The organism is Streptomyces mangrovi, assembly GCF_900114215.1.
Lineage (GTDB): Bacteria > Actinomycetota > Actinomycetes > Streptomycetales > Streptomycetaceae > Streptomyces > Streptomyces barkulensis.
Map to the genome: position 1 here is coordinate 175,219 of NZ_FOSG01000008.1, position 22,779 is coordinate 197,997.

General features: G+C 71.0%; 26 protein-coding genes. All 26 read right to left on the reverse strand.

What is annotated here, in order from left to right:
- Positions 1-22 precede the first annotated feature (22 nt).
- Positions 23-2,050, reverse strand: a complete 2,028-nt coding sequence (locus BM237_RS13755) for a right-handed parallel beta-helix repeat-containing protein (RefSeq protein ID WP_093849889.1) — start codon at positions 2,048-2,050, stop codon at positions 23-25.
- A gap of 14 nt (positions 2,051-2,064) precedes the next feature.
- Positions 2,065-2,679, reverse strand: coding sequence for a hypothetical protein (locus BM237_RS13760; RefSeq protein ID WP_093849890.1), 615 nt, complete (start codon positions 2,677-2,679; stop codon positions 2,065-2,067).
- A gap of 11 nt (positions 2,680-2,690) precedes the next feature.
- Complete coding sequence (locus BM237_RS13765) at positions 2,691-3,611, reverse strand: hypothetical protein (protein WP_093849891.1); 921 nt, start codon at positions 3,609-3,611, stop codon at positions 2,691-2,693.
- A complete protein-coding gene (locus BM237_RS13770; protein ID WP_093849892.1) occupies positions 3,608-4,759 on the reverse strand; it encodes a phage tail protein in 1,152 nt (383 codons plus the stop codon). Before BM237_RS13770 ends, BM237_RS13765 begins: the two co-directional genes overlap by 4 nt.
- Entirely contained in the window at positions 4,759-5,649 is an 891-nt protein-coding gene (locus BM237_RS13775) for a hypothetical protein (protein WP_093849893.1), read from the reverse strand. Before BM237_RS13775 ends, BM237_RS13770 begins: the two co-directional genes overlap by 1 nt.
- 6 nt (positions 5,650-5,655) lie before the next feature.
- The gene (locus BM237_RS13780; protein ID WP_093849894.1) at positions 5,656-9,303 is read right to left on the reverse strand and encodes a phage tail tape measure protein; all 3,648 of its coding nucleotides are present in this window, start codon (positions 9,301-9,303) and stop codon (positions 5,656-5,658) included.
- Positions 9,304-9,308: 5 nt separating this feature from the next.
- Complete coding sequence (locus BM237_RS13785; RefSeq protein ID WP_245793608.1) at positions 9,309-9,746, reverse strand: hypothetical protein; 438 nt, start codon at positions 9,744-9,746, stop codon at positions 9,309-9,311.
- Positions 9,747-9,778: 32 nt separating this feature from the next.
- Positions 9,779-10,102, reverse strand: a complete 324-nt coding sequence (locus BM237_RS13790; protein WP_093849895.1) for a hypothetical protein — start codon at positions 10,100-10,102, stop codon at positions 9,779-9,781.
- A 106-nt stretch (positions 10,103-10,208) separates the two neighbouring features.
- The gene (locus tag BM237_RS13795) at positions 10,209-11,180 is read right to left on the reverse strand and encodes a phage tail tube protein (RefSeq protein WP_245793609.1); all 972 of its coding nucleotides are present in this window, start codon (positions 11,178-11,180) and stop codon (positions 10,209-10,211) included.
- A 74-nt stretch (positions 11,181-11,254) separates the two neighbouring features.
- The gene (locus BM237_RS13800) at positions 11,255-11,659 is read right to left on the reverse strand and encodes a phage tail termination protein (protein ID WP_093849896.1); all 405 of its coding nucleotides are present in this window, start codon (positions 11,657-11,659) and stop codon (positions 11,255-11,257) included.
- Complete coding sequence (locus BM237_RS13805) at positions 11,659-11,934, reverse strand: hypothetical protein (protein ID WP_093849897.1); 276 nt, start codon at positions 11,932-11,934, stop codon at positions 11,659-11,661. The genes BM237_RS13800 and BM237_RS13805 overlap by 1 nt, the downstream gene beginning before the upstream one ends.
- On the reverse strand, positions 11,934-12,287 hold the full coding sequence (locus BM237_RS13810; RefSeq protein ID WP_093850031.1) for a hypothetical protein: 354 nt from the start codon (positions 12,285-12,287) through the stop codon (positions 11,934-11,936). Before BM237_RS13810 ends, BM237_RS13805 begins: the two co-directional genes overlap by 1 nt.
- Positions 12,284-12,682 carry a hypothetical protein gene (locus BM237_RS13815; protein WP_093849898.1) on the reverse strand — a complete coding sequence of 133 codons (399 nt, stop codon included), beginning with the start codon at positions 12,680-12,682 and terminating at the stop codon, positions 12,284-12,286. The genes BM237_RS13810 and BM237_RS13815 overlap by 4 nt, the downstream gene beginning before the upstream one ends.
- Positions 12,683-12,686: 4 nt before the next feature.
- The gene (locus BM237_RS13820; protein ID WP_093849899.1) at positions 12,687-13,034 is read right to left on the reverse strand and encodes a hypothetical protein; all 348 of its coding nucleotides are present in this window, start codon (positions 13,032-13,034) and stop codon (positions 12,687-12,689) included.
- The gene (locus BM237_RS13825; RefSeq protein WP_093849900.1) at positions 13,034-14,089 is read right to left on the reverse strand and encodes a major capsid protein; all 1,056 of its coding nucleotides are present in this window, start codon (positions 14,087-14,089) and stop codon (positions 13,034-13,036) included. Before BM237_RS13825 ends, BM237_RS13820 begins: the two co-directional genes overlap by 1 nt.
- A gap of 15 nt (positions 14,090-14,104) precedes the next feature.
- Positions 14,105-14,494, reverse strand: coding sequence for a head decoration protein (locus tag BM237_RS13830; protein WP_093849901.1), 390 nt, complete (start codon positions 14,492-14,494; stop codon positions 14,105-14,107).
- An 18-nt stretch (positions 14,495-14,512) separates the two neighbouring features.
- Positions 14,513-15,268 carry a hypothetical protein gene (locus BM237_RS13835; protein ID WP_093849902.1) on the reverse strand — a complete coding sequence of 252 codons (756 nt, stop codon included), beginning with the start codon at positions 15,266-15,268 and terminating at the stop codon, positions 14,513-14,515.
- Positions 15,269-15,331: 63 nt separating this feature from the next.
- Entirely contained in the window at positions 15,332-16,159 is an 828-nt protein-coding gene (locus tag BM237_RS13840) for a hypothetical protein (protein ID WP_245793610.1), read from the reverse strand.
- Complete coding sequence (locus BM237_RS13845) at positions 16,134-17,567, reverse strand: phage portal protein (RefSeq protein ID WP_093849903.1); 1,434 nt, start codon at positions 17,565-17,567, stop codon at positions 16,134-16,136. Before BM237_RS13845 ends, BM237_RS13840 begins: the two co-directional genes overlap by 26 nt.
- 16 nt (positions 17,568-17,583) lie before the next feature.
- Positions 17,584-19,194 carry a terminase gene (locus tag BM237_RS13850; RefSeq protein WP_245793611.1) on the reverse strand — a complete coding sequence of 537 codons (1,611 nt, stop codon included), beginning with the start codon at positions 19,192-19,194 and terminating at the stop codon, positions 17,584-17,586.
- Between the two features lie 78 nt (positions 19,195-19,272).
- Positions 19,273-19,752, reverse strand: coding sequence for a phage terminase small subunit (locus tag BM237_RS13855; protein ID WP_217655860.1), 480 nt, complete (start codon positions 19,750-19,752; stop codon positions 19,273-19,275).
- A gap of 62 nt (positions 19,753-19,814) precedes the next feature.
- Entirely contained in the window at positions 19,815-20,396 is a 582-nt protein-coding gene (locus BM237_RS13860; RefSeq protein ID WP_093849906.1) for a bifunctional DNA primase/polymerase, read from the reverse strand.
- Between the two features lie 272 nt (positions 20,397-20,668).
- Positions 20,669-20,890 (reverse strand): HNH endonuclease, encoded by a 222-nt coding sequence (locus BM237_RS29310; protein WP_175540999.1) that lies wholly within the window; start codon positions 20,888-20,890, stop codon positions 20,669-20,671.
- Between the two features lie 648 nt (positions 20,891-21,538).
- Positions 21,539-21,838 carry an HNH endonuclease gene (locus tag BM237_RS13870; RefSeq protein WP_093849908.1) on the reverse strand — a complete coding sequence of 100 codons (300 nt, stop codon included), beginning with the start codon at positions 21,836-21,838 and terminating at the stop codon, positions 21,539-21,541.
- Positions 21,835-22,233: a hypothetical protein gene (locus tag BM237_RS13875; protein WP_139238102.1), complete on the reverse strand. Its 399-nt coding sequence runs from the start codon at positions 22,231-22,233 to the stop codon at positions 21,835-21,837. Before BM237_RS13875 ends, BM237_RS13870 begins: the two co-directional genes overlap by 4 nt.
- A 2-nt stretch (positions 22,234-22,235) precedes the next feature.
- On the reverse strand, positions 22,236-22,508 hold the full coding sequence (locus BM237_RS13880) for a hypothetical protein (RefSeq protein ID WP_093849910.1): 273 nt from the start codon (positions 22,506-22,508) through the stop codon (positions 22,236-22,238).
- Between the last annotated feature and the right edge of the window lie 271 nt (positions 22,509-22,779).

The following is a 22,779-nucleotide window of genomic DNA, read 5'->3' on the forward strand; positions in this document are numbered from 1 at the left end:
GGCGTGATGGTGTGAGGCCGGGTCAGGGGGTGCCGGCGTCGTACGGGGACAGGACGGGGCTGGTGGATCCGTCGCTGATCTCCCCGGCCGTGCCGGAGTTGAGCATGTCGTTGCCGTAGCGGCGGATGCCGGTGCACGTCGAGGTGATGGACAGGCCGTAGGCGGCCTCGTTGCCGGAGCCCCGCAGGCGGCACCGGTTCCCGGTGATCATGACGCTGGCGGCGCTGCTGCTGATGCGGATGCCGTAGTTCCCGGCCGCCGCGCTGGAGACCGCGCGGATCTCGTTGCCGTCGACCCTGACGTCGCTGCCGCCGACGACGTGCACGCCGTTGTTGCCGGTCTCTGTGATGCTGTTGGAGGCGATGACGATGTCGTCGCCCGCGTCCGCGGAGATCCCGTTGTAGCCGATGGCGTGCAGCCGGTTGTGCGCGACGACCGCCCCGGTCGGGTTGGCCTGGCTGACGCCGCTGCCGCCGGTGAGGTTGGCGATCACGTTGCCGGTGGCGGTGTAGTGGTCGGCGTACTCGGTGCGGATCGCGGACTCGCTGCCGGCCATGCCGTCGATGGTGTTGCCGGTGATGGTGGTGTGCAGGATGTGGCCGGTGTCCTCGCCGTGCAGCCGGATCGCGTCGTCGAACCCGGTGAGGTCCCGGAACGTGTTGCCGACGATGGTGAAGCCGCTGCAATCCTGACTGGCGTTGGTCTGCGTCCCGTCGGGCAACTTGGTGGCCTCCGGGTTGCCGGTGTACGGGACCTGGGCGCGGAACCCGGCGCCGCACCCCGTGATGGTGTTTCCGGAGAACACGCAGTCCTTGTAGCTGTAGGCGGTCATCGCGTACTGCGCGCAGTCCTCGAAATGGTTCCCGATCACGCGGACGTTGGTGTGCCAGCAGGTGATCGTCGCGCTGTGGGAGCCGACACCGCGCGGCCACGAGGTGGTGCCCGCTGTGCCCGACGGCCCGAAGGTGCACCCCTCGATGAGGATGTCGTCGCACACGGTGTGGTCGTAGGGCCCGAAAGCCCCATAGACCGACGCGCTCTTGGCGAGGTCGAGCTGCACGGCCTCGGAGAACTCCCTGCCACCCGGGTCAACGAACCCCAAGAACCGGCAGTTCAGCACCCGTCCGGTCTTGGTGCTGTTCAGCTCGATCGCGTGGAACCCGGGCACGTCCCGCACCTCGATATCCCGGATCGTGACCCGCTCGGCATGCGCCAGCGAGATACACATCCGCGAGGCGGTCAGACCGGGCACGGTGCCCTGCATCTCCCACACGCCGCCCTCGATGAGCAGATCCCCATGGCCGGTGTAGCCGCCGAGGTCCTGCTCGGTGTCGCCGTTGACCATCACCGTGGCATCCGCGCCCCGGATGAACCGCGCGCCCGGCAGCAGCGTCAACCGGGTGCGGCGGCGGATCCGCAGCGGCAGCGTCGCCAGCAGATAGTCCCCGGGCGGCACGATCACCCAGCCGCCGCCCGCCGACCACGCGGCCGTCAGCGCGGCCTGGATCGCCGGAGCATCGTCGGTGACACCGTCGCCGGCCGTGCCGTAGCCGGTGACGTCGATCATGCGAGAGGGGGTGACCGGCTCCCCGCCGACGGTGAGGGCGTCGGCGGCCAGGTCGTCGACGGTCACCCCGCCGGAGAGCGCGGCCCCGCCGGACGCGGTGAGCGTCCCGGTGACCGTCAGCGGCGCGGTGACGGTGCCACCGGCCGACCGCGACAGCGCCCCGGCCGCCGCAGCCGCCGCTTCCTGCGCGAGCTCCCGGGCAGCCTGGTACCAGCGCACCGGCTGCCCGGAGGACCCCGTATAGGAGAAATCGATCGCCGTGACGCCGTCGACGCGGAACTCCCGGATCGCGCCCGGCTGATCGTGCCCGGCCGGATTGGACCGCAGCTCAGCGATCGGCGTGACCCCGTCCAGCTCATACAGGGCAGTGATCTGCTCGCTCGTGCCCGCCCGGTACACCACCACCGGGTAGTCGGGCACCACATCCCCGGTGGAAGTGGTCAGGACATCGGCGGCCGTACCGCCGAAGGTGTACATCGGCATCCGTGCGCCGCCCCTCAGTCGATCCAGTACGAGAAATCGAGGCCCACCCAGGAGCTGCCACTGCCGTCCTGCGAGTACCACATGATCGAGCCCCAGGTGCCGTCGTTGACCTCCCAGCCCTCCCCGAGGACCTCGATACGGCCGACGCCGACAATCGGGTCACCGGAGATGGTCTGCCCGCCCGCGCCGCGGCCGGTGTAGCGCGGCCGGCAGTCCTCCGGCACGTCGCCCAACTTGATGGCCGGGCTGCCGACGATGAGCGCCCCGTCGGTCTTCTCCACTGCCCCGCGCACATGCACCCGATTGCCGATGCGGCGGATCCCGGGCGGCACCGTCCCGGACGACAGGCCGGCCACCAGCGACAGCGGCCGCCAGGCCGGGTCGGGCTCGTAGACCGTGGCCCACGTGTTCGACGTCGCGCTCGTCTTGAGCCACAGTGAGCCGTCCTCGGCGGACACCGCGGTGTGCAGCGGTGCGTCGCCGAAGTCGGCGTCGCGCTGCGCCTGGTCGGCCACATGCTGGATCAGGTGCGGGTCGATACCGCTCGCCAGGGCGGCGAATGCCGCCGGGCCGACTGGTGCGTCACCGCCTGCGGGGACCGGGAGTTGGGCATAGCCGATCTCGGCCACAAGGGGCCTCCTTACGAAAATTCGATCTTGAGAGTGCCGCCGGACACGGCCATGTAGTCGGTAGAGCCACGGGCGTAGATCGCCAGGCCACGGGCGGCACCAGTGGCGAGGGCCGTGCGCCAGGCGGCGGGCAGGGTCGCGGTGCCGGTACCGCCGACCGACAGCCGCAGCAGATCCTCCGGCCCGTCCCCCAGGGACAGCTGCCCCGACGGCGGCGAGGTGTAGGAGTGCAGGTACAGATGCAGCGGCCGTTTCGCGTTCACGCCGGAGCCGCGCCGCCGGGTGAAGCCGACAGTCATCTTCGCGACAGTCTTGCCCGAGCAGGCGTCGGCGATGGCCGTGCCGTAGAACCAGCCGCCGCGGCGGTCGCCGCCGCCGGTCCAATCCCCCTGCATGGGGAAATCCGCGTAGCTGTCCGGCCGGCCGCCCCGCCACGACCCCGAGTCGGTCGGCGAGAGCGACACCGGCCGCGCGACCGCACCAGTCGGCTCATCCGGCGGATCAGTCGGCTCGGTGGCGACCTGCGCGTACAGCTCGGCCTTGCCGTCCGCCGCTTTCCGCACGTACAGGGCCGTGGGCTGCATCCACCCGTCCCCGGACGGTGTGCCGGTGCCCCACGTCATCGCCCGCACCGCCTGCGCGCCCAAGGCGATCTCACGCACCGCGTCCTCATCCAGCGCCCCCGGATCCTCACCGAGCCGCCACATCACCACCGGCCGTGCTCCGGGCCGCACCGCGACCCAGTCGCCGGCCTGGCGGCCGCGGTAGGAGTCGGCGCACGGCACGTCGAGGATGAGCGCCCCGCCCAGGTCGAGGTTCACGGTCCCGGCGTCGGTGACGTCGACGACCTGCGCGCTGACGACTGTGCCGCCGCCGGTGCCGGATGCGGCGCGGGCGAGGTCCTCGCCGAGCTGTCGTGCTGCCCCGCTCATCCTGTGGTCCTCCGGGTCGTCGTCCGTGTCGTGCAGGTCATGGACGCGCCGCCCAGCTCGTACGGGCAGGAGTCGATGATGTGCCGCTGCCACTCGCCGGGCCGTATCTCGACGTCGACGACGTCGCCGGGCTCCAGCCCGGGATGGCACACGCTCGTGAAGCTGAGGCTGCTCTGCACGCCAAGGGAGTCGGCGAGCCGCGCCCGGCCGACCTCGTGAGCCTGCCCCACTGAGGCGATCAGCGGCGAGGTGTACCGCTCGACCCGCAGCCGGACCGGCAGCCCGAGACGCTGCGGCGCGAGCGGGTCCTCGACCGGGTCCGGCCCCGCGTAGGTCAGCGACTGTGGGTCGTCGTCCCACACGAACACCGGCCCCACGGATGGGCTGCCGTCCCCGCCGTCGCCGGAGACGGCCCACAGGTTCACCAGCCCTTCGGCCGACTGCTCCTCCGCCGGTTCACCGACCACCGCCACACCGCGCGGGATACGCCACACCACCGGGTCCGACAGCGTCGGCACCGGCGCCATCGTGAACACCCCCCGAGCGTCCACAAACGCCTCTGCGCCGAGCGCCGCAGCGATCCCCGTCGCCGTGCCCGAACTGTCGGTGCCGGACGACAGGGCCGCCCACCGGTCCTCGTCGCCGACGAACTGCGGGATCGGCGTGCCCGGGTCGGCTCCGTCGCGCCACGACACCGGCACCCCCGGCAGCGCCTCACCCACCAGCACCCCGACGAGGGCCTCAGCGGTGTCCGGCCCGATGGTGCGCGGTGTCGGAAAGCTCGCGGACCGGATGGCGTCCTCCAGCCCGAGCAGCTCCAGCTCGACCCCCAGCCGAGTACGGCGGGTACGGTCGACGACGTACACCCCGGCCGGGATCCACACCGGGTCCATCCGCGGCCCGGCAACGCCCTGCCACAGCCGCACGCGGGTGGCCTCGGTGTTGATGCCGCCCCGGCCCACCGGCACGTCCAACAGCTCGACGGACGCGGTGTACCGGCACTCCGCGGTACGGTCCGGCGTCACCGACCCGCCCCCGACCCTGGCCGACACCCAGGTGCGGCCGCCGTCGTTGGACCACTCCGCCCGCACCGGCCTGCGTGCCGCCCCGTGCAGCGCAGCGACCGCCTGAGCGGACACGCGCTGCATCAGACGACCCCGTTCGTCGACAGCGCAGCCCACGAGCTGTACGCGGCGGCGACCTCGTCCCACGTCGCGAACTGTGCCGCCACGTGGTCCCACGACCACCCCGGCAGCCGCAGCGGCTGCCCGGCGGTGTCCGGCCGCGCGATCGGCTCGATCGTGAACCCGAACTGATAGCCCTCGGATGAGCCGAGCTTGCCCGTCGGAGTCGGGCCGGTGATCTCACCCGGCACGAAAAACCGGTCCGGGGTGAGGTACCCGGGCCGGACCTGCGCCAGCAGCACCCCACTGCGCAGCAGCTCCCGCACCTGTTCGACCCGCTCCGGCGGCACATCGACGACGACCTGCGCCGTCTCCGCACCGTGCTCGTCGTACGCGAGAGCCCGATACGGCGACCCGGCCACGTCGACCGCGTCCTGCCGGGCCGCCGACGTCGGCGACTGCCACGACACGACCATGCACCGCGCCGACAAGCCGGGCTCGTCGAGGCTCTTGAGCCACAGGTCGTCGTCCGCGCCGGCCTCTGGCGCCGGAACCGTCACCGCCAGAGACGACGACGGCCCTTCACTGCCGTCCGCGTACACCGGTACGGCCGTGTACACCACGGCGACACCGAGCGGCGCCTCATGGTCGTACGCCGTCCCCACGCCCTCGACCGCCCACGCCGGGTCCGCGGACCGCACCGGTACCGGCCCGGCCGCCCCCGGGTCGAGGCGAGTGATCCGCACCTGCCGCACGCTGGCGGCGTCGGCGAGTGGGACGCTCGCGGTGTAGTCGACCGCGAGCGTCACCCCCGCCCACGCCTCGTCCACCACCGCGGCTAGCCACCCATCCGGCGACGTGGTGCGCTCCGGCGGCGTCACCTGCGGCGCCGACAGGTCCACGATCATCGGCATCCGCCGTCACCCTCTCCTTGCTCCGGCGCGGCTGCGCTGCCGCACCGCTGACAGTCCGGCGTCGACCCGCTCGTCGACGACCGCCTCGAACTCTCGCTCACCGACACGCAGGATCAGCGTGTCGCCGCGGCGCAGCGCCCCCTCATCGACCGGCGGCCGCTGCCCGCCCACCGGAACCGGAGCACCGCCCCGCGCCAGTGCCTCAGTCGCCACCCGCGGCAGCACCCCGACCATGCCCGTCACCACCGCCGCGCCGAGCTGCTCGGCCTCACGGCGCGCCATCCGCAGCGACGTGCGATGGTCGTAGATCGTCTGCCCGCCACCGAACCGCAGCAGCTCCGGCCCGCGCTCGCCGACCCACGCGACCTCACCGGGCCGCGGCCGGCCGCCGCTCGCGTAGCCCTTCGGGGCGGCGTTGGCGTTGGCCTGCTGGACGCGGGTGATGTTGCCGTAGCGGGCGACGATGTACCGGATCGCCGCGGCTACGTTGCTGACCGGGTCGAGGATGCCCCGTGCCCGCAGCGAGTTCGGCACGTACGCGGACCACGTCGGCGGGATCGTCTGCGCCAACCCCTGCGACGGCACGCCGTTCTTGGCGTTGATGTCCCAGTTGTTGATCGCCCGCGGGTTCCAGCCCGACTCGCGCGTGATCAACGTGTTGAGGCCGGCGAGCCACTGCGCCAGCACACCCGGCGGCGGCACCCCGGCCGCGGCGAGCGCCTGCATCAGGATCGCCCGCCGACGCCCCGACGGGATGCTCCCGCCGATCGCGCCGTCACCGCCGCCGGTGTCCCGGAACCAGTCCATCACCATCGTCTTGATGCCGCCGACCGCCATGCGCGGGACCTGCGCGATCGCCTTGCCCCACTTCCCGCCACCGATCGTCTTGAGCGGCTCCAGCACGCTGTTGAAGATGCGCCGCATGGCGGCGGACGGGTCCGACAGGAAGTCCGCAGCGGTCCGGATCCCGCCGAGCACGGCCCCGCCGACCTTCTTCAGAACACCCGTCACACGACCGATCACACCGCCCTCTTCGAGGAGCTGCGTCCCGGCCGCCGCATGCAGAGAGAGCGCCCGCTGCCGGTATCGCGGATCGGTCGGGATCACGTACTCCGGGTACTGCGACCGGCCCTCACCGACGATCGCGGTCGGCCGGTTGTAGATGCCCGGCTCTGTCCCGACCGTGCCACCTCGTTCGAGGAGCTTGACCTTCTTCAGCTTGTGCTCGTCCAGCCCCACCCATCCGGCGATGGAATTCCACGCCTTGAGGAGACCGTCATTCCACACCGTGCCCAGCACGAAATTCACGGGCTTCTTCGTGGCGTCCTTGATGCCGTCCCACGCCTTCTTCACGGCCTTCTTCGCCGTCTCGAAGCTGTCGCCGATGGTGCCGACCGCGCCCTTGAGGCGGTCGAAAATCGGCTTGATGCCCTCACGCCACACCGTGGAAATCTTGCTGCGGATCGTGTCCCACACCGGCCGGATGACCTTGTCGCGCAGCCACCCGAACACCGGCCCAAGCGTGTCCCGCACGAACCCGCTGAGCCGGTCGAAAACGGGCTTGATGACGCTGTTCCACGCAAAGCTGATCGCCGTGCGGATACCCGACCACACGGGCTTGATCACGTTGTTGTACAGCCACTGGAACGCGATCCCCAAGCTCTTGCGGACCACCGCGACCGCGACCTCGAAGATCGGCTGAATAATCCCCCACGCGAAGCTGATCGCCGACCGGATGCCGTTCCACACGGGCTTGATCACCGAGTTGTACAGCCACATGAACGCTGAGCCGACCGCAGAGGCGACCGACCCGACCCACCGGCCGAAGGAGACGACCGCGCCGATCACACCGCTCACGATGTCGATCACGCGGCCGAACTGGTTGAAGATGAAGCTGACGACCGGTCCGGCCAGCCTCAAAAGGATCGGTACCACAAACCCGATGACCTTGCCCGCCAGCATCCCCAGGAACCCGGCAACCTTGCCGATCACCGCGAGGACCGGCTGAGCCTTCTCGAACAACGTCGACAGCTTCTCGCCGATCATCTGCACGCCGGGCACAACCCGCTCACGGATCAGATCCGACAGCGTCCGGAACACCGGCCCCAACCCCGATGCGAGCCCGCTGTAGACCTTGACCGCGGCCGGCCACACGGTGCCCACCAAGATGCTGCCGAGCTTGCTCATCCACCCGAAGGTGGTCTGAGCCGCCGCCCCGAAGTACTTCGACAGGGCCGGGCCCAGGTCCTCGCGGAACAGCTTCCCCAGCCTGCCCAGGGCAGGCAGCAGCGTCGTCCGGGTGACCTCGCCGAGCTTCTGGAACGCCGGACCGAACGCGGAGCGCGCACCGGCCCCGACCTTCTCCAGCGACGACGACAGCGGCGCGAGCGCCCCACTGCCACGTGCCGCACCGAACAGTCGCGACACCGCGCCGGTCGCCGTCTTCCACGCCGGGCCGAACGTGCGGTTCAAGAACCCGGATACACGCGACAGGGCAGGCAGCACGTACCCGCCGACCGCGTTCACGAGCCCCTGCTCAAGCGTCCGCTTGAACGTCTCGATCCGTGTCGAGGCGTTGTCGTGCAGGGTGTCGCCCATCCGGTCCGCTGCCCCACCGACCTTGCCGAGCGCGTCGGTCGCCTTGCTCGGGTCGAGCGCGAACAGCGACTGTTGCAGGTCTTCGGCCTTCGTGCCGAACAGCGCGATCGCGACCTCGGACCTCTTCGCCGGGTCCTCGATGGCCCGGATCTTGTCGAGGACCTTGTCGAGCGCCTTCCCCGCCTCCGGGCCGCCCTTCGCGAACGTCTGCGCCATCTCCGACGCAGACAGCTGGATCGCCTTGAAACCTTCCTTCGTCGTATCCGAGCCGTCCTTCGCGCGGATCGCGAACTCCTTCAGCGCATCCGCGACCGTGTCCGAGTCGCGCGCGCCGGCCTTGAGTCCCTGCGTCAGCAGCCCGAGCGCCTGCGAGCCGGTCAGCCCCAGGTCACGGAACTGAGTCGAATACTCGTTCAGGGTGTCGAGCAGGTCCTCGCTCTTGTCCGCGCCGCTCTGGAACCCGCGCGTGATCAGGTCGAACGCTTCCTTGCCGTCCTTCGCCAGCCCCGTCTTGATGAGCTGACCAGCCGCCCGCGCGGAGCCGCCGACGTCCGCGTCGAACGTCTCCGCCAAGTTCAGGGCGGCTTTCGACAACCCGGCCAGGTCCTTCTTCGGCGCGTTGACCGCGACGACACCGTTCTGCGCGAGCTGCCGCAGACTGTCGTTGACCTGCTCGACGCTCTCGCCGTACCCCTTCGCGTACACGCTGCCCGACACCTTGCCCAGCCGCGCCGACTCCTTCTCGCTGAGCCCGAGCTGCGCGGCGAGCTTGTCGCCCGCCTTCTCCTGCGCCATCGCATCCGTGACGCCCTTGACCAGCAGCGCCCCCGCCAAAGCACCGACCGCGAGCATCCCGCCCTTGACCTTGCCGCGGATCCCACCGACCACGCCCTGCCCCGCCTGGTCACCCGCAGCGGCGCCGGCGTCGGCCATCGGGTCGGCGACGGCGGCCTGCACGCTGCCGGAGTGGCGGGACATCTGCCGGTCGAGTTCGGATGCGAACCGGCGCATCTCGGGGACGATGCTGACGTACCCGACACCGACCTCGACCGGCATCCCTGTCACCCCTTCCCGGGTAGGACTTGCGCGGTGATCCGCTGGTACGCGGTCCGCGCCTGGTCGCGTTTGTGCTCGGCGTCCTCGGCCGTCTCCTCCGGCAGCGGATCGCCCGGCCGCCACCCCCGCTCGGGGTACGGCAATGCTGGCTTGTCCGGGTCGCGGTGCGCGTTTCGGAAGTCGGTGACGAACTGCGCGAGCAGATCGACCACGTTCTCGGCGGCGTAGTCGACGTGCCGCCAGTCGTGCCCGGCCTGCGCCCGCGCCGTCGCCCCGTCGGGCGGCAGGTTCTCGACCATGACCCGCAGCAGCCGCAGGCTGATTCGGCGCTGCCAGAACGCCGCCAGTGGCCCTCCGGGCCCGTAGCCGGGGTAGTGGCGCATCAGGTCCGCCTCGACGGCTTCCGGCTCGTCTCCGAGGACGTCGAGGACGTCGTACGTCACCGTCTCGACGGCGCCCTCACCGCCGCCGTCGGCTACGCCCTGGTAGGGCGGTGCCGGTTGAGGGTGTCCTGCATCTCGGAGCGGGCCGCGACGTACACCAGCATCAGGTCGTTCGCGGTACCGCCGCTCTTGACGAACTCGGTCCACTGGTCGCCGAGCAGAACGCGGGCCTTGCCCTCGTCGCCCTCGGCCGCGTCGATCCGGAGGGCGGTGTCGTCGTCGGTGAACAGCGGGTGCGGGAAGCTGTAGGTCTTCCCGTCGTCGGTCTCCACCTCGACACGGTCACCACCGACCGCGTCGGCGTACGACGCGCGCACCGCAGACAGCTTGTACCGGGCCTTGTTCGGCTTGGACATGATCGGAACTCTCTTCCTCGGGTGAGCAGTGGGTGAGCATTCAAGGCGCGGGGGCGGAGGGGCTCACCCAGAACCACCGCCCCCGCGCCGATCAAGAGGGGACAGGTCAGGCCCCGCCCGGCGTGGTGGTCGTCACCGTCACCGCCGGAGTCGTCCCGCCGGTCAGGCCCGTCCCATCACCGGTCATCTCGGCCACGTCGGTGCCCGCGTACTGGCCGACGAACGTCACCGTGACCGGCGTGCCCGGGTGCGGGCCGCCCGCGCACGTCACGTCGCCGGGGTCGATGTTCGACAGCGCCTCCAGCGCCGACTGCACCGCGGACGCGGTCGCGTCGAACGCGATCGCCCCGGTCGTCTGCGTGTCGAACGTGAGCGTGTAGGTGCCGCCGGTCGGGCTGCCGGTGATGGCGACGCTCTGCACCTCGTTCGACCCCGGCGACAGGGACCGCCAGCCCGGCCCGTCCACCCAGTTCCGGCACGACGTGCCGACCGCGCTGTCCCGGTACGCCGTGAACGTCACCGGCCGCTGCGTCTCCGTGCTGCGCGCCCACTGCTCGTCGTCCTTGCTGGTGAGCCGCGCCCGCGGCAGGAACTTCACGACGTAGATCTCACTGCCGTCGTCGGCGTAGTCCAGACCGATGAACAGCAGCCTGCGGAACGGGTTCTTCGGCGTGCTGGGGCGGTCCCACGACCACGCCGACCCGACCGCGGGCAGCGCGCCCGTGCCCGACAGCGGCAGCCCCTCGTACAGGGCGACTGCGGCCTGGTTGGTCTCCTGCGGCGTGTAGCTCGCCGTCAGCACGTCCGACTCGACGTCCGACCGGGTCGGCTCCACACTCTGCGACGACGTCACGTCCGCCATCGACAGGTCGGACGTGAACGTCAGCCCGTCGTCGGTGGTGTACCCCACGGCGACGTAGCCCGACGGCAGGGCCGCGAGCTCCCCGGTCGTCTCGTTGAACGGGTTCGTGATCGCCTCAGCGGACGCGTCGGCCGCGTACACGGCCTGCACCAGTTGCTTGCGGATCAGCTCGGTGCGGAGATCCGCCATCAGGTCCGGCGGGGTCGGGGTCGTCATGATGCCTCCCATGCAGAAACCCCCGGCCACGTGGCGCGGGGGCGAATACGGTCAAAGGGCCGGGTGAGCCAGGGTCAGGGGGCGAGCGTGCGGCCGCGCAGGGCCACCTCGACCGCGAACAGGTACCGGGGCACGCCGCTCTCGGGGTCCGGCGACAGGTTCGGGCCGCCCATCTCGACCACGTCGTACGCGGCCGCGCCACGCCACCCCGGGATCGCGTGCACCAGCGCCCGCACAACCTGCACGAGATCAGCCGCCGCACCCTCATCCGGCGCCCAGCACGCGATGTCCAGTCGCGGCCGGTCCGTGATCCGGTCCAACTGCGTACCGCCGACCCGCTCGACCCGCACGAACTGCGCTGGCCGGGGCGACGGCACACGCGAGACGACCGGCACCGGATCGCCGCGCTCGGCGAGCTGCTCGCGCAGGTACGCCGCGACGAGCTGCACCGCGTCCGGGAACCCTACGGGGGCGCCCATCAGTCGGCCCCGCGGGCGCCGTCCAGACCACGTAGCAGCGCCCGCCGCGAGACGTCCGGGTCGGCTGTGGAGTAGTCACCGAGCACCGCGCCACGCACACGCCGCTCGCCCGTCTCGATGTCCGTGCGGAACTGCCCGTCGGCCTCCGAAGCGGCGGCCGCGGCCCGCTCCGCCGCTCTGGTCTTCCGCTCGATCAGCGCCCGCGTCTGCGGCGCCGTGAGGAACTCGGCGATCTTCTGACGGTTCGGCCGGAACCGGGACCGGGCCACGGTCATCACCCCTCTACTACTCGCAGCCTGACCTCGTAGTGGTGCAGCTCCTCCGGCGACCACGCCGGACCGGCCGGCCCGGCCACCTCGAACGTGCTGCTGTTCCACTCGACCCGCGACGCCCCAGTCACAGCCAGCGGGTTGCCGTCGACGTCGACCGGGTTGCAGATCAGCGTCCACTCACCGATCTGCGCGTTCCGCTGATCGGTCTCCTCCGCGCTGGTCTGCTGCTGCATCCACGCCCGCGCCGACTGCCGGGACGGGCTCGCCCAGTCCTCGACCTCGTTGCCGTACCGATCGGTGCGCGTCCCCGCAGTGAGGACGTCGACGAGGTGCGGCAGCACCGCCTCGTCGATCACCACACCCACCCGCCCCGGCTGACCGGCGACCACCCGCCGTCGTCGACGAGCCCGATCGTGTACGCCGCGTCCGACCCCGGGTCCTCGACCGGTGTCGGCTGGAGCAGCGCGACCTCGTCGTCGGTCAGGTACAGCCCGCCGTCCTCGCCGAGCGTCTCGGAGTACTGGCCGATCGTCCGCTGTCGGTAGCCGCCCGGGTTCGCCATCACTCGGCGGGTCACCGCGACCGCGACCGTCCGCAGCACGTCCGGGTCGGGCTCGTGGCCGGCCGGGATGTGGCGGCGCATCAGCGCGGACGCGTCCGCGAGGTACGCCTCGACCTGCGCCCGCTTCGCGCCGGTGAGCGTGACGGCGGCGCGCGCCTCGTAGTCATCGACCGTCGCGTACGCCGCCACCCGCCTACTCCTCCCGCTCGGGCTCGATCACGCCGTTCCGTTCGAGCAGCGCGATCACGTCGTCGCGGCTCATCTCGTCGTCGGTGTCGTAGCCGTTGGCCTCGGCGAACCGCCGCCACGCCTCGACACCGCTCCCGCGGCCCGAACGGGGCGGCGCCTCGACGGTGCTGGGGGCGCCGGGGTCGGTGAACCCGACCGGGCCCGGGCCGCCGCCGTCACCGTCGCTGTCGTCCGCGCTGGTGCCCTCCCACGCGTGGTCGCCGATCCGCTTCGCGACCTCCGCCGGGACCTCGCTGTCGGGCCCGTACGCGGTGCCGTCGACGTGCACGTACGACCGCAGCCTCCGCGCCATCAGACCACCACCGCCTTGAACGTGAGGTTCGGCTCGCGGACGACCGGCATCCCGACCGCCGCCGCGTGCGTCCACAGCCTGACCGGGTTCTTCGTCTTCCACGTCGCCGCGACCACACCGGCACGCCCGTCAACGCCGGCGTACTCCGGCTCCAGCGACTCCGCCGTCGTCCCGAGCAGGAACCCGCCCAGGTCCGTCGGCGCGGCCGCGTCCGTCGGCCCCGGGTCCGGCACGAACACCAGCGCATCGACCGGCATGATCCGCGTCGGCGTCCCGTCCACGCTCACCCGCGCGTCGTTCAGCTCGATCGCCGGCAGGTCGAGGGACTCCAGCACCGTGTTCAGCTGCTCGACGCTCACCATCGGCGACGACCCCGACGGCGCCAGCGGATACACCTGCCGCACCACCTGGTCGCACTGCCGCAGATGCGACAGCACCGTGCGCGGCATCAGCATCCGCGCCGGCGGCCGCCCGTTGGTGTCGATGTAGGTCTGCACCCACGATTCGAGGTCGTCCAGCGGGACCGCGTTCGCGTGGTCCGACCACAGCACCGCCGCGGTGACGGAGTGCGCCGGATCCCGCCCGAAGTCCACCGGCGCGAGGGTCACGCCGTTCTCGTTGATCGTGAACTGCGCGTTCGCCAGCGCCTCACCCTTACCGACCTCGAACCTCGCGGCGATGTTCGTCGCCAGCCGGTACGCGTCCTGCGCGATCGCCCGCCGCACCGGGTCGGCGTCGTCGAGGCTCCGGATCCGCAGCCGGTCGTACTCGTTCAGCGGGATCGCCTCGCTGATCGGCGGCAGCTCACCCATCACCTGCGACACGCCCTCACGGCGCCCGATCCGCGACTCCGCATCCCACGACCGGTACACGGACGCCTCGGCGAGCCCGCCGGTGCCGCCCTTGGTGTACTGGAACGTGATGTCGTCGATCACGACGTTCGGCAGCCACCTGCCCAGCGTGAACGCGTTGACCTGCTGCTCGGCGAGCGCCCGACGGGTGACCGCGGTCAGCTCTTCGGGCTCGATGTACTCGGTGTCCAGCACCCATGCCATCTACGCCACCCCCTCTCAGATGAACCGGATCGAACCGGCGACGTCGGCCTGACCGGCGGCGTCCACCGCCACCGGCAGACGGCTGCTGCGGACCTTGCCGTGCGTGAGCATCGCCCCCGCCACGTCGACCGTGTTGTCGGTCGGCGCCGCGACGGCGGCGTACAGGAACCCGACGAGGGTCTCCGTGCCGTCCGTCGCGGCGCCGTTGTACAGCCCGTACTTGCCCGTCGCGGTGATCCTCCCGAGCGGCAGACCGCTCTTGAAATAGCCGTCCGGGTAGTGCGTGGCGGCGGTGAACGTCGAGGTGTCGAGGGTGACCGACTCGGTCGCCTGCGTGCCGTGCTCACTGCCCAGCCACGACTGATCGTCAGCCCCGAACGTCTCAGTCCTGAGACGGAGGTCCATTGCTCTCTCCTATGGTCGTCACGAACCCGCGGTGGTCTTCGGCTTCCGGCCGTACAGTTCCTCGAACAGCTCGTCGCCGCTGACTGCACCGCGCTTGCTCTTGCTGCGGCCGGACCCGTTCCGGGCCCCCTGATAGCCGCTCCCACGACGCCGGCGGCGCGTGTCGCGCCCGTCCTGGTCGTCGTCCTCGTCGTCCGTGTCGGACCTCGCCGGGGCGAGCTTGTCGACGAGCTTGGCGATCGCCTCGTCGTCGGCTTCGCCGTCCTCGTCGACGTACTTCTTCAGGTTGATGTCCTCGACGACTTCCTTCGGGTCCGGGATCCGGCCCTTGGCAGCCGCCAGGAACGCACTGCGGGCGACCCGCACGCCGGCCTTCACGCGTTCCTCCGCACGCGCAGCGGCGACCGCCTCGTCGATACGCTTCTCGACCTCGCTCATGCCCTCACGCTTGAGCTTCGCGAGCTCCTTCGCAGCGGCAGCGTTGGCCTTGGCGCGCTGCTCGTGCTTCCGCGCCTGCGCCTTCCACTTCTCGGCCTCCGCCTTGTGGTCCGGCTCGTCGTCGTCCTTCCCCTTGTCGGGGTCCACGTCGTCCGGGTCGTCCTCCGGGTCGCCCTCGTCGGGGTCGTCCTCCGGATCGCCGTCGTCACGGCCGTCCCCGCCCCGGACAGGCCAGATCGGGTACAGCTCGCCCGGGTCCTCCCCGGGCCGTGCCTTCCGCCAGCCGACAGCCGTGATCCCGGTGAGCGCGTGGCGGGGCAGAGTGCGTGTGGACATGGTCGTATCTCCCGTGTCGGGTCAAGGGTGAGCAAGGGTGTGCGCCGTGTCGGCGCAGATGGTCTACGAGCCGGGCACGTCCCGCGGCCCGGTGTGCTCGTGACGACGGACGGCCAGCAGCGGCCCGTACTCGCCGTGCTCGCGCGTGACGATGACGTCCCGGTAGTCCGGCGCCCGCCCCCCACGGTCGGACGCCCCGGTACCCGCCGCGATCGCCGCGTGTGCCTCTTCGAGCAGCCGCTCGTCGATGATCTGCCCCGGGTCACGGTCGCCCGGAATCGGCTCGGGCCGACAGTGGCAGCCCGGATGGATCGGCATCAGGTTCTCAACCCGGTACCGCTGCGTACTGGCGATCACGCACAGCCCGCAGTTCTTCCCGCCGCCCAACCGCCGACGGAAGAACCGCGCGCGCCCGCTGCGGGTCATCGTCTCCCGCGCCGCGTGCGTCCGCGCGAGCTGGAGATCCGTCTCGGTGATCGACAGCAACCGCGTACGGCCCTCGCTCCGCGACTCCGCGAACGATTTCCCCTGCGACAACGCCGTCCAGGTCGTGACGAACGGCCGCCGGTACACCTCCTCCGGCGGCGTCCCGCGCAGCGCCTCGTCGAGCTGCACACCCACCGGCGCCGCCGCCCCACCGAGCATGTCCGCGATCATCGCCGACAGGTACGCGTCCGTGACCGCACCCATCTGCTGCTGCGCGCCGAGCACCACCGGCAGCACTCGCTCGATGAACGCGGCCGCGTCCGCGTCCCGGTAGGACCCGAGCGAATCGAACGCCGCCAGCACGAACGAGATGACCCGGTCCCGCAGCGACGTCGTCAGCGCGTCGTACCGTTCGGTGAGCGCCGCCTGCAACGCCGGATCAGGCATCGACCACACCCCCGCCATCCGGCTCGGGCTGGTTGCCCGCCGTCGGCGCCGGGTTCGCCGGCAGCAGCGACGCCGCGAGCAGCTGCTGCGCGGCCGCACCCGAGTTGATCCGCCGCACCCGCTCCGGCGTCTCGTCGAGGTCCTCCGCGATGATGTCCAGCGGATACCCGATGCTCTTGAGCTTCGTCGCCGCGTCCGCCCGCACCGCCGGGCTGAGGTACTCCGGCCGCGCCCACCGCACCGTCGCCTCGGTGTAGTCCTCCTCGACCCCGGCCTGCGCCGCCGCCAGCGTCATCACGTCCTCCAGCGCCTCCCCGAACGCGGCGATGTGCTCCCTGCACTTCGCCACGTGCATCAGGTCCAGCGCGGCGACCGTGTCCGCGCTGATGTTGATCAGGTCACCGGCGTAGTAGTACGCCGGGGTCTGGCTGATGATCAGCATGTCGCGGACATCTGACGCGTGCTCGGCGAGGAACGGCCGGAGGTCCGTCGCGTCGAGCTGCCCGAACATCGCGTCCGTGCCCTCGGACACCCACACGCTGTTCGGGCCCGGAACGAACGGCTGCTCAACCGTGGTCAGCCCCGTCGTCGGGTCGATCTTCCGCTTGAACTCGTGCCCTTTCACCCACTTCTGCCGGAACCCGCTGTACCGGCTGGCGGCCATGCGGTTGAGCACGCCCATGTTCACCCGGTCCTGGATGTCCATGGCGACGGCGAACTCAGGCTCCGGGTCCTCCCCAAGATCCGGCATCCGCGCGAACTCCACCAACGGCAGCATCCCGAGATCGTGCTCGACACCGTCATCCAGCGGCACCCACGAATCCGGTCCCCACGGCAACCGCGCCGGACTGCACCGCTCCCGCGTCCGGTACGCGAACCGCATGTCGTCGTACAGCACGACCGCGTACCCGAACCCGTCGACGTCGCTGTGCATCGCCTTGAGCCCGACGTACGCCTCATCAGTCGCCGGATCCCGCTCGACGATGCACTCTCGCGGATGCTCGGCGGTGATCAGCGGCGACGGACGGCCGTTGTCCTCGACCCGGGTCGGGTGCTCACCGACGAGCATGTACCCGGCCGCCTGCGTCATCGCCACCCGCCACACGGCCTTCTGCCGCGAGTCCAGCCGGTTCAGCTGCCACCACCGCGACGCGTTCTCATCCGGCTCGCCGTCCCGCCCGGTCACCCCCAGCGCCCGCAACCGGTGCACCGTCGAGTTCGCGATCACACCGCAGAAGTTCGTGCGCGCTTTCCGCTGAAAGTCGATGAACGCTTGCTCAGCCCGCTTCGGCAGCTCCGGCAGCGGCGGCCGGCCCCGGTAGTACCGCCACCACTCGTCGAGTACGCTCGCGCGCTTCCGCAGCCTGCGGCCCAGCCGCAGCAGCGCGAAGTCGGGGTTGTCGAGCTCCGGTGTCTCGTCGAGCACGGCTTGCCCCTCCTGGTCAGAACGTTCCGCCGAACATCTCCGGCTTCTCGGATGCGATGCCCTTCGCGATGGCGTCGAGGCGGCACTGCCACGCCAGCACCGCGGCGCTCGCCGCGTCGATCTTGTCGGCGCTGTCCGGATGCGCCTTCGCGATCTGGATCCCCGACCGGGTCTTCCGCCGGCGGGCGTTGAGCAGGTGCCGCACCAGCGCCGACGACCCGTCGTGCGTCAGCTCGCCCTCGGTCAATGCGGTGTGGAACTTCTCCAGCGCCCGCACGATCAGGTTCGACCGGCCACCGGTCATCCACCACTCGATCGGATGGTTCCGCGTCGCCTGCACCTTCAGGCGCGGCCCATACGCCGCCTCCCAGTCCGCGACGTGGCTCTCCCACTTCGCGGGGTCGGCGTACATACCGACGACGTCGTACGTCTCGAACGCCTCATGCACCGCGGCGAGCACCTCGACGACCGGCACCCGCCACTCGACCGGCTGCCCGTCCGGCCCGATCTCCGGCCGGGCCGGCGACTCCCACACGCCGATCGTGAACACGTGCCCGTCCGACAGGCGGCAGCCGATCAGCGCCGTCGCGTCCGTCACCCCACGGGCCCGCTTCCGCGACCCGTCGAACCCGAGCACGATCCGCTCGCCCGGCTGCACCTGCCGGTTCAGGTCCGACGCGGCGCGCACCTCCGGCGCCGACAGCCACGCATCGCTGGCGTGGGTGATCTGGTTGAGCAGGTCCGCCCGCAGATCCTGCGGCTCGTTCGACGTGTCCCAGAACTCGGACGTCAGCCGCTCGATCGGCGACCACCCCGGCGGACACGGCGGATCGTGCAGCACACACCCGTCAGGATGGTCCGAGCTGTCGCCGTACGCCCACCGCAGCCCAGCCACGAGCGACCGCTCGTCGCTCATGTCCGTCTCCGGCGGCGCCTCCCGGTGATCCACCAGAATCCCGCGCGCCCGCGACCGGCCGTCGAGGATCGCCTGATAGTCCGCCGCGGACTGCTCAGCGACGCTGCCCTCGCCCGGAGTGAACGCGTTCGGCGTCTCGATCACCGACCCGCCCAGCTTCGCGGCATTGAACCGCATCACCCGCGCCAGCCGCTTCCCGCCGTTGGACTCCCGCCACTCCTCCGTCTGATCCATCGACGCGAAACACGCCGGGTCGCCCTTCGCCGACGTCGCACTCGACGTGATCGGGCTGATCTGCCCCCGCGGCAGATAGATCACCGTGTCCAGCACATCGAGCCCATAGTCAGCCGCCAGCGACCCGCCCCGCGCCATCTCCAGCAGCGGCAACCACGTGTTGTCGGTCTGATCCTCGGTCACCGCCGCGATACGCACCAGCGGCGTCCGCAGCGAGTGCCACGGCCGGCCGACCGGCTCGCCGTCCGCGTCGAACCCGTCGGCGACGACGTCGGCGCAGGCCTCCGCGAGCGCGATCGCCCCGACGAACGGGCTCTTGCCCCAGCCTCGCGGGCGGCTGAGTAGCGCGCGGTGGATGACGCGCTTCCCGGTGACCGGGTGTACCTCGTAGAACCGGCACAGGAACTCGGCCTGCTCGCGGGTCGGCACGAACGGCTCGCCGTCGTCCCGGCCGGGCTGCGCGAGGTTCTGCATCATCCAGTCGAGGACGTACCACCCCAGCGTTGGGCGCTCGCCCTCGTACTCAGGGCCGCGCCACGGCATGACCGCCCCCCGCTACGAGCCCTTGCCCTGGCCGGACTTCCCGCCCGGCATCATCCGCAGCTGCCCGTACCGCTCACGCGCCGACGGCCCACCCGAACGGCCCCGACCCTGATCCGCGTCGTCCGCCTCAGCGAACACCATCCGCAGCCGCGCCCGCGCCGACGGCGTCGCCCCGAACTCCGCCACCCGCAGCCGCAGCTCACCCGCGAGCGACAGGTTGCCCTGCCAGTACCGTGCATGGATCAGCGCCGTGTCGAGCAGGTACTGCCAGTCCGACGAACCGAAGTGCTCCGCCTGCGGGCTGTCGATCCACATCCGCCACCACTCGCGCGTACGCGCCGGCCACACGAACTCGCGCAGCTCGCCGTCGACCTCGACCTCGAAGTCGGGGAGCTCCGGCGGCTCGGCCCGCTCCCACCTGAGCACGGTCTGCGGAACGCTGTCCTTGTTGCGCCGGGCCCGCTTGCTCGGGTCCTTCGGCGCTGGCCCCATGCCTGCCATCGTGTGTACCTCCCGTGTCGGGGTGCGCCGCAGCCACCCCGTGCCGGGGAGCACTACAGCAGAACGTCGATCAACTCGGACAGATCACCGAGCCTGCGGGGCGTGTCGCCCCACGTCTCACCAGTCACCGCGATGAACCGCCCCGTCCCATACACCTCGATCGAGGTGCCATCCCGAGCGATCCGCCGACCGTGCCGCAGCGGGCCCCGGCCCCAGACGTGCAGCCCGCGCCCGCTCACACTGCGCTCGACCCAGCAGCCCGGCGCCGAGTCAAGGATGAGCGCGGCCCACGGCAGCACCTCGCCCTCGTCGTCGAGGCAGTGGTCGAGGTCGATGCACACGATCCCGTCGCCGTTCAGCACGAACCCCAGCCCGGTCCCGACCGTCGACGCCGCCGCCTCCCGGTACCGGGACCACGTCGACGGGTCCGTGCTCGACGCCGTCTCACCGCCGACCGTCAGCGGAACCTTCCGCGCCGTGCGCCGCACCCACCGCGGCCGGCTGGTCAGCTCAGTGGGGATCGTCCGGCGGGCGCGGTGCGCCGCGACCCGGCAGCGGCCCGAGCAGAAGCGGGCGTTGTGCGCGTGCCGGGCGGCGAGGTGTTCGCCGCAGTGCTCGCAGCGTCGGGTGTTCATGCCCCCATCATACCGCGTGTTGTAACGGCAAAACACGATCTGAGCTGCATGTTCGTGGTTCGTTGATTGGGGTGCGACGGACTGAGAGGCGCTCTGCGGAGCCCAACCGCCGCGCCATCAAATCAGCCCACCGCACCCCTGCCCGCCCCACCACGGGCCGCCCACATGCCCCCACAGGGCCGATTTCCCCAGACCCGTACAGACCGACAGCCCCAGCACCTCCCGGAGTCCCGACGGGGAGGGGAGGGGAGGCATAGGCCAGGGGGTAGGGTTCAGAATCTTCGAGTGGTCAACGGCCGGTCGCCCTTGACCGAGTTGCACAGCCGGTGCGCTGTCTTCACATTCGCCATCGAGTGCTTGCCGCCGGCCGCGAGTGCTACGACGTGGTCGATCGTCGGCGACAGCGGGTGCGGTGCGGCGGCGTCTCGGTCGACAGGCTTGCCGCAGATGTGGCACGTCCAGTTGTCCCGCTCGTAGACCTTGGCTCGGAACACAGGCTCGACGAAGGCGTTGTGCTGGATCGCTCTGCGTCGTTCTCTCTGGCTGCCTTTGCTGCATCGGCGTGAGCAGTACGCGCCGGGAACTCCAGTAATGAGGAGCACGAACCGTGTCCCGCAACGTTGGCACGGGCCTTCCACCCATCGCTGTCCCCGTGTCCCGTGTGCAGCTCGTTGCATCTTCAGCTCAGCGAGGTATCGCCGCCGTGATCTCTTCGGCTTCCGAGTGACGGTCGCCTGCGCCGCCCGGTCCTGTGCAGCGCACCGGGGGGTGCAGAAGCGGGTGGGGTGGTCCTTCCGGGTGGGGTAGGGGGTGCCACAGAACTGGCAGGGGCGTGTCTCTCGGCGGGTGGCGTGGTAGCGGCGCTGTGCTTCCTTGGCGGCCTGGCTGCTCTTGTACGCCTTGTGTCTGCCGTCGGCTTGCCGGGCTTTGCTGTAGGCGCGGCGGGCGCAGAGGTCCTGGCAGTACTTCGCTGTGGGGGCGCGTCCGGTGATGGGCTCGCCGCAGTGTGCGCAGGCGCGTGCCTGCGCAGTACCCTTGGGCACTGTCGATCTCCTACTTAGATCGGCCGGCCCCGGGAGTGTTGGTAGCACTCGCCGGGGCGTTTTCTGTTGTGGGGTCAGCCTATCGGCCGCCCGGTCTGGTCACAGCAGTCCGGGATGCTTCTCGGCCGGTCGTCGTTCGCGTACGGCCCATCGCGCGGTGTTGCCCTGGCGGCTGGTCTTGGCCGCGTGGCAGTCGGCGCAGAGGGCTTGGAGGTTCTCGGGCCTGTGGTCGTTGCGGTCGCCGATGTGGTCGACCTGGTTGGCCGGTCGTCCGCATGGCTTGCTGTCGATGCCGCGGCAGCTGTAGCGGTCGCGTTCGAGGACGTACGGCCGGATCTGTGTCTTCCAGTTGGGCGGGAGTTCGTGGCGGCGTCGGCTGCCTTTCCATCCGCCGCTCATTCCCAGTCTCCGTTGTCGTGGTCGAGCGGGTCGCGTGTGGGTTCGGCGCGTTCGTGGTTGCTGTCGAGGACGGTGCCGTCGAGCTGGGGGCTGAATCCGAAGGGTTGGCTGGTGTGCTGCGGGAGGGCGGCGAGGATGCGGAGGGCGGTGTGGGTGGCGTGGTCGAGGGGGGTGGGGGCGTCGTGCCTGGGGGGTGTGTCGGTTGGGGAGGGGGTGTTGCTCGGGTGGGGGGTGCGTATGTCGATGTGGTGGGGTCCGGTGGTGATGCGGAGCCGGGTCGTGGGGGGTGGCTCGTCGGCTGGCTGCTCGGGGTCGGCGGCGCGGTGGTGTCGGGTGGCGAGGGTGGCGGCCGCGCCGGCGAGTGCGGCGAGGGCGGCGGCGGTTCGGGGGTGCATGGTCAGACGCGGGCCGGCCATGCCCAGGTGCCGGGTTCGTCGGTGGTGCCGTGGTGTCGGGAGGGGGCCCACAGGTCGTCGGTGCCGTCGAGCCACACGCGGAGGTTCACGGAGTTGTCGTCCCAGACGCGGACGATGACGGCGGGGTAGGTGTCGCCTTCGGTGACGGGGTTGCCGACGGCGCGGTCGGGGTGGGTGTCGCGGCGGCGCTTGATGAGGTCGACGTCGTCGCGGGTGAGGGCGTAGTGCACGGTGCGGCCGATGGCGGGGCGCATTGTGGTCTCCCTCGTTGGTGGGGTGGTTGGTCCGCTCGGCACGGGTGTGCAGCCAGCACCCCGCGCTTGTGTCGGTGTCCGCGCCGAGCGGGGTGTGTGGGATGGCGAACGCCCCCGGGGCCTGTGGCCGCGCCGGGGGCGTTCGTTGGGGGGTTTGTGGCCCGGTCTGCTGTCTGGGCAGGGGGCGTCTGTGTGGCCATCTTGGGACAGCTGGGGGTGATCGTCAAGTCGTGGTGGGGGGTCGAGAGAGAGATCGCGGGTGTGCCTACTA

Coding starts and splice junctions, on each gene's coding strand:
- BM237_RS13755 (WP_093849889.1), bottom strand. CDS start 2,050: ATGCCGATGTACACCTTCGGCGGTACGGCCGCCGATGTCCTGACCACT.
- BM237_RS13765 (WP_093849891.1), bottom strand. CDS start 3,611: ATGAGCGGGGCAGCACGACAGCTCGGCGAGGACCTCGCCCGCGCCGCA.
- BM237_RS13770 (WP_093849892.1), bottom strand. CDS start 4,759: ATGCAGCGCGTGTCCGCTCAGGCGGTCGCTGCGCTGCACGGGGCGGCA.
- BM237_RS13775 (WP_093849893.1), bottom strand. CDS start 5,649: ATGCCGATGATCGTGGACCTGTCGGCGCCGCAGGTGACGCCGCCGGAG.
- BM237_RS13780 (WP_093849894.1), bottom strand. CDS start 9,303: ATGCCGGTCGAGGTCGGTGTCGGGTACGTCAGCATCGTCCCCGAGATG.
- BM237_RS13790 (WP_093849895.1), bottom strand. CDS start 10,102: ATGTCCAAGCCGAACAAGGCCCGGTACAAGCTGTCTGCGGTGCGCGCG.
- BM237_RS13795 (WP_245793609.1), bottom strand. CDS start 11,180: ATGACGACCCCGACCCCGCCGGACCTGATGGCGGATCTCCGCACCGAG.
- BM237_RS13800 (WP_093849896.1), bottom strand. CDS start 11,659: ATGGGCGCCCCCGTAGGGTTCCCGGACGCGGTGCAGCTCGTCGCGGCG.
- BM237_RS13805 (WP_093849897.1), bottom strand. CDS start 11,934: ATGACCGTGGCCCGGTCCCGGTTCCGGCCGAACCGTCAGAAGATCGCC.
- BM237_RS13820 (WP_093849899.1), bottom strand. CDS start 13,034: ATGGCGCGGAGGCTGCGGTCGTACGTGCACGTCGACGGCACCGCGTAC.
- BM237_RS13825 (WP_093849900.1), bottom strand. CDS start 14,089: ATGGCATGGGTGCTGGACACCGAGTACATCGAGCCCGAAGAGCTGACC.
- BM237_RS13830 (WP_093849901.1), bottom strand. CDS start 14,494: ATGGACCTCCGTCTCAGGACTGAGACGTTCGGGGCTGACGATCAGTCG.
- BM237_RS13835 (WP_093849902.1), bottom strand. CDS start 15,268: ATGTCCACACGCACTCTGCCCCGCCACGCGCTCACCGGGATCACGGCT.
- BM237_RS13840 (WP_245793610.1), bottom strand. CDS start 16,159: ATGGCGGGGGTGTGGTCGATGCCTGATCCGGCGTTGCAGGCGGCGCTC.
- BM237_RS13850 (WP_245793611.1), bottom strand. CDS start 19,194: ATGATGCAGAACCTCGCGCAGCCCGGCCGGGACGACGGCGAGCCGTTC.
- BM237_RS13855 (WP_217655860.1), bottom strand. CDS start 19,752: ATGGGGCCAGCGCCGAAGGACCCGAGCAAGCGGGCCCGGCGCAACAAG.
- BM237_RS13860 (WP_093849906.1), bottom strand. CDS start 20,396: ATGAACACCCGACGCTGCGAGCACTGCGGCGAACACCTCGCCGCCCGG.
- BM237_RS13870 (WP_093849908.1), bottom strand. CDS start 21,838: ATGAGCGGCGGATGGAAAGGCAGCCGACGCCGCCACGAACTCCCGCCC.
- BM237_RS13875 (WP_139238102.1), bottom strand. CDS start 22,233: ATGCACCCCCGAACCGCCGCCGCCCTCGCCGCACTCGCCGGCGCGGCC.
- BM237_RS13880 (WP_093849910.1), bottom strand. CDS start 22,508: ATGCGCCCCGCCATCGGCCGCACCGTGCACTACGCCCTCACCCGCGAC.